General features: G+C 49.5%; 14 protein-coding genes. All 14 read right to left on the bottom strand.

Annotated features, from left to right (window positions below):
* Positions 1-6: 6 nt before the first annotated feature.
* The gene (locus C508_RS0103650) at positions 7-693 is read right to left on the bottom strand and encodes an LmeA family phospholipid-binding protein (RefSeq protein ID WP_018702188.1); all 687 of its coding nucleotides are present in this window, start codon (positions 691-693) and stop codon (positions 7-9) included.
* 3 nt (positions 694-696) lie between these two features.
* A protein-coding gene (gene prfB, locus C508_RS0103645; protein ID WP_210162476.1) for a peptide chain release factor 2 occupies positions 697-1,804 on the bottom strand; the annotation gives its coding sequence in 2 pieces (ribosomal slippage) (positions 697-1,731 and positions 1,733-1,804; 1,107 coding nt in all).
* 174 nt (positions 1,805-1,978) lie between these two features.
* Positions 1,979-3,211 carry a SufB/SufD family protein gene (locus tag C508_RS0103640; protein WP_018702186.1) on the bottom strand — a complete coding sequence of 411 codons (1,233 nt, stop codon included), beginning with the start codon at positions 3,209-3,211 and terminating at the stop codon, positions 1,979-1,981.
* Between the two features lies 1 nt (position 3,212).
* Positions 3,213-3,983 (bottom strand): ABC transporter ATP-binding protein, encoded by a 771-nt coding sequence (locus tag C508_RS0103635; RefSeq protein ID WP_018702185.1) that lies wholly within the window; start codon positions 3,981-3,983, stop codon positions 3,213-3,215.
* A 356-nt stretch (positions 3,984-4,339) separates the two neighbouring features.
* Positions 4,340-6,847: a preprotein translocase subunit SecA gene (secA, locus tag C508_RS0103630; RefSeq protein ID WP_018702184.1), complete on the bottom strand. Its 2,508-nt coding sequence runs from the start codon at positions 6,845-6,847 to the stop codon at positions 4,340-4,342.
* Positions 6,848-7,251: 404 nt separating this feature from the next.
* Positions 7,252-7,788 (bottom strand): ribosome hibernation-promoting factor, HPF/YfiA family, encoded by a 537-nt coding sequence (gene hpf, locus C508_RS0103625; RefSeq protein WP_018702183.1) that lies wholly within the window; start codon positions 7,786-7,788, stop codon positions 7,252-7,254.
* 175 nt (positions 7,789-7,963) lie between these two features.
* Positions 7,964-8,161 (bottom strand): cold shock domain-containing protein, encoded by a 198-nt coding sequence (locus C508_RS0103620; RefSeq protein ID WP_018702182.1) that lies wholly within the window; start codon positions 8,159-8,161, stop codon positions 7,964-7,966.
* Positions 8,162-8,293: 132 nt separating this feature from the next.
* Positions 8,294-9,013: an amino acid ABC transporter ATP-binding protein gene (locus C508_RS0103615; protein WP_018702181.1), complete on the bottom strand. Its 720-nt coding sequence runs from the start codon at positions 9,011-9,013 to the stop codon at positions 8,294-8,296.
* A complete protein-coding gene (locus tag C508_RS0103610; RefSeq protein ID WP_018702180.1) occupies positions 9,000-9,665 on the bottom strand; it encodes an amino acid ABC transporter permease in 666 nt (221 codons plus the stop codon). Before C508_RS0103610 ends, C508_RS0103615 begins: the two co-directional genes overlap by 14 nt.
* 328 nt (positions 9,666-9,993) lie before the next feature.
* Positions 9,994-10,662, bottom strand: a complete 669-nt coding sequence (locus tag C508_RS0103605; protein WP_018702179.1) for a response regulator — start codon at positions 10,660-10,662, stop codon at positions 9,994-9,996.
* A 158-nt stretch (positions 10,663-10,820) separates the two neighbouring features.
* Complete coding sequence (locus C508_RS17750) at positions 10,821-12,191, bottom strand: secretin GspD/PilQ domain-containing protein (RefSeq protein ID WP_018702178.1); 1,371 nt, start codon at positions 12,189-12,191, stop codon at positions 10,821-10,823.
* Positions 12,170-12,751, bottom strand: a complete 582-nt coding sequence (locus C508_RS0103595) for a hypothetical protein (protein WP_018702177.1) — start codon at positions 12,749-12,751, stop codon at positions 12,170-12,172. The genes C508_RS17750 and C508_RS0103595 overlap by 22 nt, the downstream gene beginning before the upstream one ends.
* Before the next feature lie 250 nt (positions 12,752-13,001).
* Positions 13,002-14,468, bottom strand: a complete 1,467-nt coding sequence (locus C508_RS0103590; RefSeq protein WP_018702176.1) for a phosphoglucose isomerase-related protein — start codon at positions 14,466-14,468, stop codon at positions 13,002-13,004.
* Positions 14,469-14,886: 418 nt separating this feature from the next.
* Positions 14,887-15,143: integrase core domain-containing protein (locus C508_RS17740; protein ID WP_018702174.1), on the bottom strand; the 257-nt coding region annotated here is incomplete at its 5' end.

Here is a 15,143-nt window from a genome sequence, read left to right as displayed (position 1 = left end):
GAGTTTTCAATTTCGTTCTTTGGCAATAATCGTCAACCGACCTTCTTGCGCCTGTATGTCGGCAATCAACAGCGGTACCGCTATGCGCTTCACATCTAGAAGCATTACGCCTTTGCCGCCAAGACTTCCCAGTTGCCGCACACTGCGGCCGCCTACTTTAAAATAGGAAGGCGCAAAGCGAACCGTATCTCCGTCCGTCTCAACGCGTCCTTCCACTTGCAATGGCAGCGAAAAGACGCCGCCAACGCCATAGGCGCCGGAAATATCAATCTTCTCCGGATGAATTTGCACGCGAACTTGTTCAAAGCCTTTCATTTCCTGCCGCAAAAGTTCCGCCAAACTTTCTTCGCTAACCGCCATCCTTACTGATAACTTCTGCGGATTCCGCAAGGAGATACGTTGGCTCTGCAATAACGTTACCAAATCAATGCGGGCGTCTTGAATATCGGCGGACAAATCCTCAAAGGCCAAGCGGTCCAGTCGTCCCTTCACCGCAGTCACTTGCAGCCGTGGTATGCGTCCAGTCAACCAAAATAATGCCGGGCGACCGCTTGTTTCCGCCTCCACGTTGTTCGCTTCAAACTGTTTGGTCAATGACGCTCCTAACATGCCGTTTAGTGTTGCTGGCAGCACCAGCTCCAGTAAAATAAGAACCGCCGCAATCATCGCCAAAACAGTGCCTGTTTTACGCACGACTCAGTCCCCCTGCATTCCCCGACGCAAATACGCCTGAATAAACAGTTCCAAATCCCCGTCCATCACGGCCTGCACATTGCCGGTCTCCGCATTCGTCCGATGATCCTTGACCATATTGTACGGATGGAAAACATAGGAGCGAATTTGGCTGCCCCACTCAATGGCTTGATAGTCTCCGGCCAATTCATTCAGTTCCTGTTCCTGTTTCTGACGTTCCAGTGCAAATAGCTTCGCCCGCAGCATATGCAAACATTGCTCGCGGTTTTGAATCTGCGAGCGTTCGCTTTGGCATTGGGCCACAGTTCCCGTGGGTATATGGGTCATGCGCACCGCTGAGTCAGTTTTATTGATATGCTGACCGCCAGCGCCGCTGGCGCGGTACGTATCAACGCGCACATCCGCCATATTGAGATCCACTTCCACATTATCGTCAATTTCCGGCATGACGTCCAACGCCACAAAGGAAGTATGCCGTCGGCCGCTGGAATCGAATGGAGAAATTCGCACTAACCGGTGCACGCCTTTTTCCGATTTCAAATATCCGTACGCATTATGACCGCTCACTAAAATGGTGGCGCTTTTCACGCCGGCTTCATCACCCGCGAGAAAATCCATGGTTTCCACTTTGTAGCCGCCTTTTTCCGCCCAACGCACATACATGCGCAGCAGCATCTGCGCCCAATCTTGGGCCTCCGTACCGCCCGCTCCGGCATGAAGCGTCAAAATAGCATTATTGGCGTCATACTCTCCGGACAACAATAAAGTCAGTTGCAGATGCTCCAGCTCTTGTTTGAGCTGATTCAACGCAGACTCCACTTCCGGGTACAGGCTTTCATCCTTCTCCTCCATACCCAATTCCCACAGTACCTGCATATCATCATAACGACTTTCCAGCTTCCGGTAGGTTTCGCAAGTATCCTTCAGCGCCGTCGTTTCCCGCATCAGTTGCTGCGCCTTTTCCGGATGATCCCAGAAATCAGGCGCTCCCATTTCATATTCCAGTTCGGCGATCTTTTCCTCTTTGACAGCTACGTCAAAGAGATCCCCTCATTTCCTCTAGCGTTTCTCCAACACGGACGATCTCCACCCGTAAATCTTCCAACAACATGCTTTCAGCCCCTTTATTATTACTAACGAAACACAAGAAAATCCACTGACAAGAGAACCGGAGTCACGGGAGGGTACACAGGAGGATTATGTGTATTTTTTATATTAAAACGTACTTCGTAACCCTCATTCGAACCCTCAGATTCTCCGGTGCTCCTGTTCAAATCCTCGTTCCTTACATGCCTTTGTTCACCGAGAACTCATTAATCGCTTTATCGATTTCCTGTACCAGTGTCTCTGGCAGGCCCTCAATATCTACATTCAAGAAACCGCGTACAATCGTCGCTGTAGCCTCGTCTTCATTCAGGCCACGCGCCATAAGGTACTCAATCTCTTCCGGGGCAATCTTGCCCACTGCCGCTTCATGACTGAGTTCGGCATTATCGGTTTTCGCTTCCAACTCCGGAATAGCATGAATCACGCCTTTGGGATGCAAAATCAAGCCGTTGCACTCCAGATGCGCTTTGCTCTCCGGCGCTTTCCCCAAAAGATGGCCGCGATTAACGATAACGCCTCCGGTAGATAATGTCCGCGCCACAATTTCGCCGCGTACTCCGGGAGCTTCCAGAATCACCCGGCCGCCGATGTCCATATGCGCCCCTTCCGGCGCCACAATGACGGAATTCAGCCGCGCCACCGCGCCTCGTCCCACCAGACGGGTCGTTGGATACATCTGAATGTCCTTTACTCGCTGCAAGCAGATGTAATTCGACAAATAGGTTCCGCCCTCTTCGACAATAACGCCGGTCCTAGGCCGTACGGCCACTTCTTCGCCCCAACGGTGAATCATGGTAAACGTCAGCTTACCGCCTTTTTTGACAAAAAACTCACTGATGCCGATATGCATACCCTTACGCACATGCGGGTCGGTTCCGCAGCCGGTAATAACGTGCAGTTCCGCTCCTTCTTCGACAATAATCACGTTATGCACGTCTTGCACTACTTCTTCCGAGCTAATATACATGCAAGCCTGCACCGGCTCCTCCACCTTAACGCCAGGCAACGCCCGGATGAAGTAGCCATGTTCTTGATGTACCGCCGCCCGAGCAGTGTACTTATCCGCGTCAGGCGCGACCGCCCGCCACCAATACTCTTCTGCTAACCAGTCGTGGCATTTCAGAGCCTCATCAACGCTCATGATTTCCAGACCGTTTCCCTGCACCTGACAATGCGTTACTGCATGGTCAGTCTGCAAAAACGTCCCCGAACGCCCCGCGCCAGACACTTCGATCCCGATGCCTTCCAAGGAACGCTTGCGGGCCGCGTCCATCTGCACCGCCGGCTGTTCCAGATACTGCGCTTCGCCCTGCTGATCCGAAAACTCAGCAAAATTAATGTCCGCGCCGTACAACGCCGGTTTTTGCTCCGCCTGCCGCGCCTGTTGCTCAATATCCTGCTGTCGCTTCATCTCAGTTTCCTCCTGTCATATCACAGCTAACGCAAGCTTCATAGCCTTGCGTCTGAATACAGGAAAACATCTCCTGCGGATTGCCGCTGCAGGATACAACGCCGTCGAAAAGCACATGGGCCACATCCACAGGTACATACTGCATAATGTGCCCTGTATGCGTAATGATCAAGCCAGATTTACTGCGCCCTTCACGACGCTTTTTCAGCGGCAAGGCATTGCCGCCATTGACGCCGCGTTGCAAAATACGATCCGCCGCCTTGCCCACGACCGCAATATTTTCAATATCCACCCCGGATTCCGGCTCATCTAAAAGCAGCAGGTCCGGCTGCTGCGCTAAAAGCTGCAGGAGCTCCGAGCGCTTAATTTCGCCCCCGGAAAAACCGTCATTCACCGAACGATCCAAGAAGTTTTCCATATTGACCGACTTGGCCAGAGCCTCTACATCCACTTCCCGCTCGCCAGCGCACAAACGCACCATATCCCGTACAGCCAAGCCCCTCACCGTCGGCGGGCGCTGAATCATCACGCCCACGCCTCGGCGCACGCGCTCATACACCGGCAGTTCAGTAATGTCCTCATCTTTAAAGAAAATGCGACCGCCAGTAATTTTATAACGAGAAAAGCCCATAATGGCATTGATCAACGTCGACTTCCCAGTACCATTGGGACCGAAAAGCACATGCACCTCGCCCTGCTTAATATGCAGATTGATATCCTTCAAGATCTTCCGGCCTTCCACTTCTACAGCCAGATGTTCCACTCGCAGCATCGTCAATCCCTCCTATGTTATCGGAGCTGCTGATTTATTCACAGCTTCCTATAAATCAAAAAGCCACTAACAAGAGAACCGGAGTCACGTGAGGGTACGTATGAGAGAAATAATCATAGTTGAAACATTTCCCTGTAGCCCTCATTCGAGCCCTCATGTTCTCATCCCGACTCTTGTTCAATATTAACCCGTAGCCCTCCCTCTACTCCCTCTACTCCTGTTAAAAAGCCTCTCCCCGCATCCTCATTCGAGCCCTCAGATTCTCCTCGTGACTCTTGTTCGCTCCCCATACTCCGGCCCATTATAACGAAACACAGAGTACCCGCAAAATCGGCTACTCTGTTGTTTCATTCAGCTTAGTTAACGCCGCAGCAATTCTTGTACTTTTTCCCGCTGCCGCAAGGGCAAAGATCGTTTCGCCCCACTTTGTCCTTATTTACCACCGGCTGTTTGGGCGCATTTTCATCTGCTTCCCCATGGCTTTCCGTAGCCTGCTGCAGATGGTCCTCGGGCTGCGAAATAATATTCACCCGGAACATATATTTGACGATATCGTCCTGGATGTATTCCATCAATTGCTGGAACATGTCATATGCTTCAATTTTATACTCAATCAAAGGATCTTTCTGTCCGTACGCTCGCAATCCAATGCCCTCACGCAAGCCGTCCATGGCGTCCAAATGCTCGATCCATTTGCTATCCAGCACTTTGAGCATAATAACCTTTTCCAGTTCGCGCATGTTTTCTTCGCCGAAGAGCCGTTCCCGGCCTTCGTAGGCTTCTTGCGCCGCCGCCAGCACTTCTTCACGCAGCTCTTCGCGATTGCAAGCTTCCAGCTTAGCCACCGTCAAGCGACCTTCCGGCGCAAAATATTCCTCGCAGAACTTGATAAGGCCCGCCAAATCCCAATCCTCCGGATACGTATTGGCATCAGCATAGAGAGAAATACCATGATCGGCAATTTTCTCAATCATCGCCAAAATGTTTTCCCGAAGATTTTCGCCCAGCAGAATCTGTTTACGCTGCGCATAGATGATTTCGCGCTGCTGATTCATGACATCGTCGTATTCCAACACGTATTTACGAATTTCAAAGTTGCGGTTTTCCACTTTTTTCTGCGCATTTTCAATGGCTTTGCTGACCATGTTGTGCTCGATAGGCTCGTCTTCTTCCATGCCCAGCTTATCCATAATGGTAGAAATATGATCCGAGCCAAAAATGCGCATCAAATCGTCTTCTAATGACAGGTAGAAGCGGCTGGAGCCAGGGTCGCCCTGACGGCCACAGCGGCCGCGCAGCTGATTGTCAATACGGCGGCTTTCATGACGCTCCGTGCCGACGATATGCAGACCGCCTAATTCCGGCACGCCTTCGCCCAGCTTGATGTCCGTACCACGGCCAGCCATGTTGGTGGCAATAGTTACCGCGCCTTTTTGTCCTGCCTGCGCAATAATTGCCGCTTCCTTATCATGATGCTTGGCATTCAACACATTATGCGGCACGCCATGCTTCTTAAGTAGCGCCGACATTTCCTCCGACTGACTGATAGAGGTAGTGCCTACCAACAGCGGCTGCCCCTTGGCATGACGTTCGGCAATTTCTTGCACGGCCGCCTTATATTTAGCTTTCTGCGTTTTGAAAACCACATCCGGGAAGTTTTCGCTCACTACCGCCTGGTTCGTCGGCAACACAACTACGTCCAGATTATAAATCTTCTGGAATTCCGGTTCTTCGGTCTTCGCCGTACCGGTCATCCCAGCCAATTTCTCATACATGCGGAAGTAGTTCTGGAAGGTAATCGAAGCCAGAGTTTGGCTTTCCCGCTGAATTTTCACGCCTTCTTTAGCTTCAATAGCCTGATGCAATCCGTCGCCGTAACGACGTCCGAACATCAAACGGCCAGTGAACTCGTCAACAATAACGACTTCGCCGTCTTTCACCACGTAATCGCGGTCCCGCTCCATGAGCGCCTTCGCCCGCAAGGCTTGGTTGAAATAATGAGACAGCTGCATGTTTTCGCCGGCGTACATATTGGTCACGCCCAGCAGTTTTTCCGCTTTGGCAATACCAGCCTCGGTCGGCAATACCTGTTTCGCTTTTTCGTCCAATGTAAAGTCGGCTTCTTTTTCCAACTTTTCCACTACTTTAGCCACTTTGGCATAAATGTCTGTAGCGCGCTCGCCAGGACCGGAAATAATCAAAGGCGTTCTCGCTTCATCCACCAAAATGCTGTCCACTTCATCGACAATCGCAAAATTCAACGGACGCTGCACCATTTGGTCCGCATAAATGACCATATTGTCACGCAAATAGTCAAAGCCGAATTCATTGTTGGTACCGTAAGTAACGTCGCAGGCGTAGGCATGCTTGCGATCAGCATAGGTCAATCCGTGCAAAATCGTACCCACGGACAAGCCCAAAAATTGATACAACTGCCCCATCCATTCGCTGTCGCGGCGAGCCAAATAATCATTGACCGTAATGACATGGACGCCCTTGCCAGCCAAGGCATTCAAATATACCGGCAGCGTCGCCACCAATGTTTTACCTTCTCCTGTACGCATTTCAGCGATATTGCCTTCATGCAGAACCATGCCGCCCATCAACTGTACGTCAAAATGGCGCATGCCCAGCACGCGCCGCGAAGCTTCCCTAGCCACAGCGAACGCTTCCGGCAATAAATCGTCCAGCGTCTCGCCATTTCCCAGGCGTCGCTTGAATTCTTCCGTCTTAGCTGCCAATGAAGCATCGCTAAAATTCTGCAAATCCTTCTCCAAGGCGTTAATCTGCTCCACCGTCTGCTGCATCCGTTGGATAGTCTTTGCATTCGGGTCTCCAAAGAGTTTCTTAATGAAACCGAACAAGCTATATCACTCCTCAAAACATCGCCGCGAAGGCGTTATATTCCATCTATCAATTCTAGCAGAAGGCGCCTGAGAAGTCAAAATGAACACAAGACTTACGAAAGATTGAACAAGAGTAAATGAGAATCTGAGGGTTCGCAGGAGGGTTACGAATTTTTAGCAAGGGCCGCAATCTCCAAGTTCATATTACAACATCTCCGCAGCCCACTCTATGCTCCTCGTTAAGTTTCCCGTTTTCCCGTAGCCCTCCTGCGTACCCTCTCGTGACTCTGGTTCTCCGGTTCAATAATTTCGCACTTTTTTTAGCCATAAAATAAGCCCCGGCTTTCGCCGGGGCTTATTTCCAGATAACCCTCAGTCATACCCTCAGATTCTCCGGTTCTCTTGTTTGTTTTCTACGGTTCTTAATAGTTAGGCTCGATCAAACCGTAAGCGCCGTCTTTACGACGATACACTACGTTCACGTCTTCCGAGTCCGAATTGATGAACACATAGAAATCGTGATGCACCAGGTTCATCTGCATGATGGCTTCCTGCACATCCATTGGTTTCACTGCAAACCGTTTGGTTTTCACCAACGGGAACTCGTCATCATCAAGCGAGGTAGGAGCCGATACCGGCACCACCAGTTCCGCTTTGAAGCCGTTGCCCCGCAGACGGCGTTCCAATTTGGTTTTATACTTTTCAATCTGCTTTTCCAGCTTTTCAATAACCAAATCAATAGAGGTGTACATATCGCTGGTAGCTTCCTCGCCCCGCAAAATAATGCCGTTGGCCGGAACCGTGACCTCTACGATATGACGCCCTTTTTCCACCGTCAGCACCACGGAGATTTCACCAAGCATTTCAAAGTACTTAGTGATTTTACCAATGCGCTTCTCCACATAGTCGCGCAGTGCAGGAGTAACATCAATGTTTTTTCCACGAATCGCTATTGCCATAATAACCACAACTCCTTTCCGGGTTCTTGTTATAATGTATTCGCCTTTTTTCAGCAAAATCCTTTTTATCGTTTTCGGAATTTTCCGGTTGACCCGCTAGTTTATGCCTAACTCGCGCCAAATATAAAAACAAAAGGCAAGCTCTTCAGCTTGCCTTTTGTTTTACATGCGTATCTTATTGACGGAATACGTTCGAGGCCTGCGGTCCGCGAGCACCCTCTACAACGTCAAAAGAAACTTCTTCACCCTCATTTAGAGATTTGAAGCCGTCCCCCTGGATTGCGGAAAAATGCACGAACACATCGCCGCCATCTTCTTTTTCAATAAATCCATAACCTTTTTCTGCGCTAAACCATTTTACTTTACCTGTCATGCCTGTAGCCTCCTAACATATATCCACTGGAGTGGGTCAATCTTGTAAAAGTATACCATTCCATTACAGGCGTTGTCAAATCACTAGACCAAAGGTCACGAAAATGTTACGTTTTGTATATCAGAAAAATTCCTACAAGATTTTTGAGAGGAATAACTTAGTCCTTTCTTCCTGAGCATCCAAGAAAATAGCCTCTGGCGAACCTTCCTCTACAATCTTTCCTTCATCCATAAAGAGCACGCGATTACCCACTTCCCGGGCAAAACCCATCTCGTGAGTAACCACCACCATGGTCATGCCTTCCCTTGCCAAGGTCTTCATAACTTCTAATACTTCCTTGACCATTTCCGGATCCAACGCAGAGGTCGGCTCGTCAAAAAGCATGACTTTCGGCCGCATAGCTAAAGCCCGGGCAATGGCCACCCGCTGTTGCTGCCCGCCGGACAATTGCTCCGGATAGACCTCCGCTTTTTCCTGCAAGCCCACCTTTTCCAGAAGCGCACGAGCCATAGTCTCCGCCTCCGCCTTGGGCAGCTTACGCACCTGTACAGGCCCCAGCATGACATTCTCCAACACATTCATGTTGGGAAAAAGGTTGAACCGTTGAAATACCATGCCCACTTCCGCTCGGACTGCATTAATATTCGATTTCTTCGACAGAGTCATACCATCTACAATGACTTCGCCTTCTGTCGGCTCTTCCAGATAGTTGATGCAGCGCAGCATTGTGCTCTTGCCGCAGCCGGACGGGCCAATAACAACCACCACTTCGCCTTCATCAACTTCTACATCAATGCCTTTCAGCACATGCAGCTTGCCAAAACGTTTATGGAGCCTCTTAATGCTTATCATCAATCTTGTACCTCCGCTCCAAATAAGCCACTAAACGGGAAATGCTCAAGGTCATAACCAAATAGATAAAAGCCACAGTCAGCCAGATCTCAAAAGAGCCATAGGTCCTAGCGATAATCAACTGGCCTCGACGGGTCAATTCTTCAAAGCCGATTACTGAAACCAAGGACGAATCCTTCAGCATCGCAATAAATTCATTGCCCAACGGAGGAATCACGCGTTTAAACGCCTGCGGCAAAACAATAAAGCGCATCGTCTGCCACCAAGTCATTCCCAACGAACGCCCTGCTTCCATTTGCCCTTTATCAATGGATTGAATACCGCCGCGAAAAATCTCTGCTACGTACGCCCCGCTGTTAATACTGCAAGCCGTAATCGCCGCTATAAATGGATCGATCCGCTGCCCAATTATAATAGGCAGTGCGAAATAAATTAGAAAAATTTGCACTAACAGCGGCGTACCGCGTATAAAGTCAACATACACTGCTGCAAACGAGCGAATCACCCACAGTTTAGACAAGCGCGCCATGCCCATAAAAACGCCGATGACTAGGCCAAAGCCCACACTTAACGCCGTAATCTGGATGGTAACCCCCGCGCCCAGCAGTAACAACGGAAAGGAACGCGTCACTAGGTCAAAATCAAAATTCATGATATCCTTCCTTTTTTCCCATTAGGCTGCAACCGCAAAAACGCAAAGACCTCTTCATTCCGAGCGCCAACAACCGCCGCCGCGCTCCTTTGAGTCTTTGCGTTCCCCTTTTGGGGCCAGCCCTACGTATAAAATTGATAGAATAATTATAAATGCATATGCATAACAGTGTCAAGGAAGCCACTTAGAGAAACCAAAAACAAATGACGAACATCAACAGGAGTAGAGGGAGTAAATGGAGGGTTTGATAAGAAGAAATAAAAACATCAGAAAACCATCCCCTCACTCTACTCACCCTACTCCTGTTTTAAAAAACCGTTCCTAACTCCTAAATCTTTACCATTTTATTTTTAATGGCGTACAACACCGCTTGCGTCCGATCCGAAACATGGAGCTTGCGGAAAATATTCGTCAAATGATTTTTTACCGTTTTTTCGCTTAAAAACAACTTCTGCGCTACTTCATTGTTGCTCATGCCCTGGCAAATGAGCTCCAGCACGTCCAATTCCCGGTACGTCAGACGTTCTTCCTTGCGACGCTCGTAAATGCGCGTCGTCTCCAATAGGCGCTCTTCCTGGCGGTTGATTTCTCCCAACAATTTGCCCGCAAGAGTCGGGTAAATAAAAGTTTCCCCTGCAGCAACCACCTTCAAAGCCTGAATCAACATGGAAGGTTCCACATCTTTTAAAAGATAACCCGCTGCGCCCGCTTTTACCAATTCCACCACATAGTTTTGATCATCGTGAATCGTCAGAACTACAATCTTCACAGGCGAACCAGCTTCTTTTAAACGGCGCGTTACTTCCAGGCCGTTCCCTTTGGGCATATTCACATCCAGCAACAGCACGTCGGGGTTCACTTCCTGCACCAGGCGAACCGCCTCTTCTCCATCTGCCGCTTCTCCCAGCACCTTCAATTCCGGCTCCAGTTCCAGCACATTGCGAATACCTTGTCGCAATAACGCATGGTCATCCGCAATTACAACTCGAATGGTCATATACTCCTCCACCTTGCTCCCTATCGCTATGTATTCATAACTATGTAAAAGCATATCATATTTATTATAGCCGATTCACTGAATTACTGCATCAATAATAAAAGAAATATCCAATAAAATGGTTATAAACCGACTAACGCTCTGTGCTATTAGGCATTTTAACCCAAAACCACTCGGGCTGTCAAAAAGATAACCACTTCCGTATCTTCTTTTTCATGGTATTGATGGCGAAACAACGCGCCCAATACAGGCAGCTCCGCAAAAAAAGGCAGCCGACTCATAGCTTTCGTTTCCGAACGACCGATCAAGCCGCCAATAACCATCGTTTGCCCGTCGTGAAGACGCACTTGCGTATCCGCTTCGCGCTTGCTGAAGCGATAGGCAGGCGGCGCCAGCTGCGTCTCCAATTGCGGCGTACTTACTTCTGTATGCACAACTGCCGTAATTTGCCCGTCCGCCTGTACCTGTGGCGTATATCGCAGAATAATGCCCACATCCCGATAATCATACGTTACCGTAGTCCGCCCGTTTTGCTCGGTTGATTCCCGAGGTATCGGCACACTGTCGCCAATATTGATATAGGCGGTTTTCCCATTCAGCGTCGTGATTTTCGGGCAAGCCAAAATTTCCGCCTTTCCGTTGCTAACCAAGGCATTGATCTTCGCTTGATAATAAAACTCATAAGGCGCGCCGCTTGGGCTCTTGCCATAACGCACAGTACCCCACACAAAATCTCGTTTTTCAGTCGTTTTATCTTGCTGAGTCGTAGTGTTATTTTGCGAAGAATAGCTTGTGGTTTCACTTTTTTCCGGATACGTTGGCGTCTTCTGCCATTCCCACTCAATGCCTATATCCCGCAGATTTCTTTTACTAATCGCCACAACCTGGGCTTCCAAAGCCACCTGCTTTCCCGGAGAGTCCAAAAACGATACTACCTCTTCCGCTTGCCGCCATTCCGTCGCTGATCCTTGAAAAAGCAGCGAGTTAGTCATATCATCTGCTAAAAAGCGTCCTGTATTCTTTGCAGACGTATTCTCATTAGTAGAAGAATTCTTTTTGGTTTTCTCTTGCTTGGCATTTGGGGTGCCAGCTGCCGGAACAACTTCCTTGTCCTTTCGGGTATCATTCAACAGATTCGCCACATCGGATGCTTTAGCATACTGGAGCTTGACGCAATACACCCTGGCAAAACCTTGGCGAAAACAATCCGCCGTACCCACTACCAAAACATTGCCAACCTGCTGGTATTCCAGTCCTTGCAAACGCGAGACGATATCCAGCGCCGTTTTTAGCGGTACCTGCTGCAATTGCGCACTAACCTTCCCTTTCACAGCCGGGTTCAGCACCAAATTCAAATCGCCTAAGCGGGCCAGTGTTTGCAAAACCGGCACAACCTCTTCTTCCTCTACTTGCAAGTCTACCAATGTTTCCATATCGGCCTGTACCGGCTGCGGCCAGCTAATAAGCAAACATACTACCAACAATACTCCAGCCCAATTCCCCCGCCTCAATGCCCCAACGACAGCCAACACTGCCCCTCCGGCCCTTCCAGCAGAACGCTGCGCTCTTCGATTTGCACAACTCGGTATTCCCCTGGCCCTTCTCCGACCCCGTAGGCCCGCGTACGCCCTCCATGTCGCACCAGCGCCATCGTTTGCCCGCCCGAGCGGGCGATTCCTGTCAGCATCGGCTGCAGCGATACCTGCGCTGGCGCAGGCACCGGTGCAGCCGATGCTGATGTTTTAGACGAAGAAACTGTTTGGGGAACCGCCGCTACCACCTGGGCCTTCTTGCTCATTCCCGCTAAGCTTCGGTACTCCGCCGGCGGCGCAAACGGATCTCGCGCACTCACCGCCGCCCCGCCCTGTGGCACAGCTTGCTGTAGTCCTGATTTTGTTTCAGGTACCTCAGTAGGCGCCTTCGGTTTCATCGTTATCGGCGTTTCCGCCACCACAGCCCCATCCGGCCGGCTTTCTAGCCAATACCCAAACAAACCAAGCACCACAATTCCAAGTCCCACAACCAGCCGCCTCTGTACCTCTGTTAACTTCTCCCAAAGCTCCCGTACATCCATCTGCAGCCATTCCATAATAAACCACTTCTTTCCTCTGAAAAACCGCTACTTCAGGAGACCACCGTCACACTGGCTCTTTTTTCCGCATACTTCGTCGAAAAAGCCTTGAAATAGCTGTGCTATTCCTGCGACTTTTCTTCTCGTCTGTGAAAAAACATCTCAGCCTGTCAGTACCCTCCTGAAGCCATCGGCTCCTTTTCTAATTTTAAAACACGTTATCTTTAATCTTATTTCTTCTCTTTTACTTTGAATTTCGTCCCCTAATTCAATCTTGCTTCGCTTTTAGTTCCTGCAATTTAGGCCCTAACAGTCGTTTATAGCCTTCCACCCCGGGCTGATCAAAGGCATCCACATTTGCTAATTCGCCCTCATAGGCCACAGACAATGCCAGCAAGTACAGCAATTCTCCAATATGGTAGGCGTTGAGTCCGGGCAGGGTAAAGACCGCGCTAAAACGTCCGTCCGCCGCCAGCGCCTCGGCATTAGCTTGCCGCGCCGCTTCCAGCGCCTGCCCCATGGTTACGCCCGCCATGGCCGCCAGTTTGGGAATCTGTGGGAACACATCCGGAATCACCCGATCTTCCGCCCATTTCCCAACTCGCACAAACTGAAGCACTTTATCCTTAGGTCCATCCTGATGCTGCTGCGTTTGAGCGTGCATGTCCGTTGTGCCCACCGCCACAATCGGCGTGCGCCCGTAATAAACCGTCTCGCCCTCGCGATTCTGCTTCTTGCCCAAGGACTCCGCCAACAGTTGAACATACCACTCCGCTACCGATTTCATATCATCGCTGTAGGGCATGAAGACCTCGCTCGTCCGCCCGTATTTCTGCGCCGCCAAGTATTTCAGCGCCGCATTCAGCATGGCCGGATTATTCCAAACTTCCGTATCCCGGCAGGCTTCGTCCATAGCCTTCGCTCCTGCTAAAAAGGCTTCAATATCAAAACCGCAGCAAGCCGCAGTCACCAATCCCACTTCGGAAAAAATACTGAACCGGCCGCCGACACCGTCCGGCACAGAAAAGCGCTCCCAGCCCTCTTCTTCCGCCAGTTTTCCCAACAACGTCGCCTGCTTCCCTTGGGCCGGATCAGTGACCGCCACAACTTCCAGCCCCACTCCGGCTACGCCGCGCAGCTCCGCCAATGCCGCCATAAAACAGGCCATCGTATCCAACGTCGAGCCGGACTTAGAGATAACCACCAGCATGACCTTATATGCACCGCCGCCATGAACCGTTTTCATCTGCGCATCATAGGATATTTGCTCCAATAACGCCTGTGTCCTCCGCGGATCAATGTTATTGCCACTAAAATACAACTTCGGCCAACCGCCACGAGCTTCCTTGTGCTTTTGATTCCAGAACTCACCGCAGGTCAGATCGAAAATCACCTTGTTTCCTAAATAAGAACCACCAATACCAAAAAAGACAACCGCGTCAAAATCCGCTTTTACCCTCTGTCCAAAAACCTTTAATCGCTGCAAAGATGAAGGGGAATTCAAATGCCCCTCTGCCACAAAAGGAAGCTGAGAAAACAACACTTTTTCTGGCGTGCCGTCTTTCGATAAATGCCCTCGCACCACACCGCTTTGCCGCATCTCTCCGATAGCCTCGTGCGCCTTATGCAAGCGTTCTTGCAAATGCTCAACTGCTTCGCACTCCACCCGTCCCTCGCCATACAAAAGCGTATAATCAAAAGAAAAACCGGATGCCAATGTCAGTTCTGCTGCCAAAAGCCTCACCCTTTCTTTTTCTGTTATGTTATTGTATTCGAAATTTTAGCAGCGCTTTCCTGCAATGGTTAGTACCTATTTAATCGGAATACAATATTTGGGATTTCCTTTTAATATATATTCTAAAATTCTTTTTTCATAGATATATTTTCCAATAAGAGCATCCTGTTTCATCGCCAGCAACAATTTTGCATAACTTGTTTCACTCCCGTGGAATCCATCGATTGTCTCATCATCATTAGAACCATACCATGTAATATCACTAAAATCATAGAAATTTACATTTTCATCAGAACACAGCTGTTTTATCGATGAACGAAACTCATTTAAAAAAGCTTTATGATTCGGCGAGCAATGCAGTGCTTCATAAATTTCATGTGCCCTGCCCCCGAAAACTAGTCCAAAAAACCAAGTTAGTTTAAGCAACGCACACTATGGTTTGAGGTGCTGGAGGCTTGTATCCAAGGGAACTATGTGGTCGTATCGTGTTATACTCCAAAACCCAACGTTTCGTTAATATATCTACTTCAACCATGGAATCAAAAATTTCTCGGTTTAGAAACTCATCTCGCATTTTACTGTTAAAACTTTCGCAAAAGCCATTCTCCCATGGACTGCCTGGTTCAATGTAAGCAGTGGAAACTCCCAGGTTATGCAGCCACTTGCGTAATTGAT

It is taken from the genome of Anaeromusa acidaminophila DSM 3853 (assembly GCF_000374545.1).
GTDB lineage: Bacteria > Bacillota > Negativicutes > Anaeromusales > Anaeromusaceae > Anaeromusa > Anaeromusa acidaminophila.
This window is presented reverse-complemented; position numbering and strand designations above follow the sequence as displayed.

Coding starts and splice junctions, on each gene's coding strand:
- C508_RS0103640 (WP_018702186.1), bottom strand. CDS start 3,211: ATGAAGCGACAGCAGGATATTGAGCAACAGGCGCGGCAGGCGGAGCAA.
- C508_RS0103635 (WP_018702185.1), bottom strand. CDS start 3,983: ATGCTGCGAGTGGAACATCTGGCTGTAGAAGTGGAAGGCCGGAAGATC.
- hpf (WP_018702183.1), bottom strand. CDS start 7,788: ATGGCAATAGCGATTCGTGGAAAAAACATTGATGTTACTCCTGCACTG.
- C508_RS0103620 (WP_018702182.1), bottom strand. CDS start 8,161: ATGACAGGTAAAGTAAAATGGTTTAGCGCAGAAAAAGGTTATGGATTT.
- C508_RS0103615 (WP_018702181.1), bottom strand. CDS start 9,013: ATGATAAGCATTAAGAGGCTCCATAAACGTTTTGGCAAGCTGCATGTG.
- C508_RS0103610 (WP_018702180.1), bottom strand. CDS start 9,665: ATGAATTTTGATTTTGACCTAGTGACGCGTTCCTTTCCGTTGTTACTG.
- C508_RS0103605 (WP_018702179.1), bottom strand. CDS start 10,662: ATGACCATTCGAGTTGTAATTGCGGATGACCATGCGTTATTGCGACAA.
- C508_RS0103595 (WP_018702177.1), bottom strand. CDS start 12,751: ATGGAATGGCTGCAGATGGATGTACGGGAGCTTTGGGAGAAGTTAACA.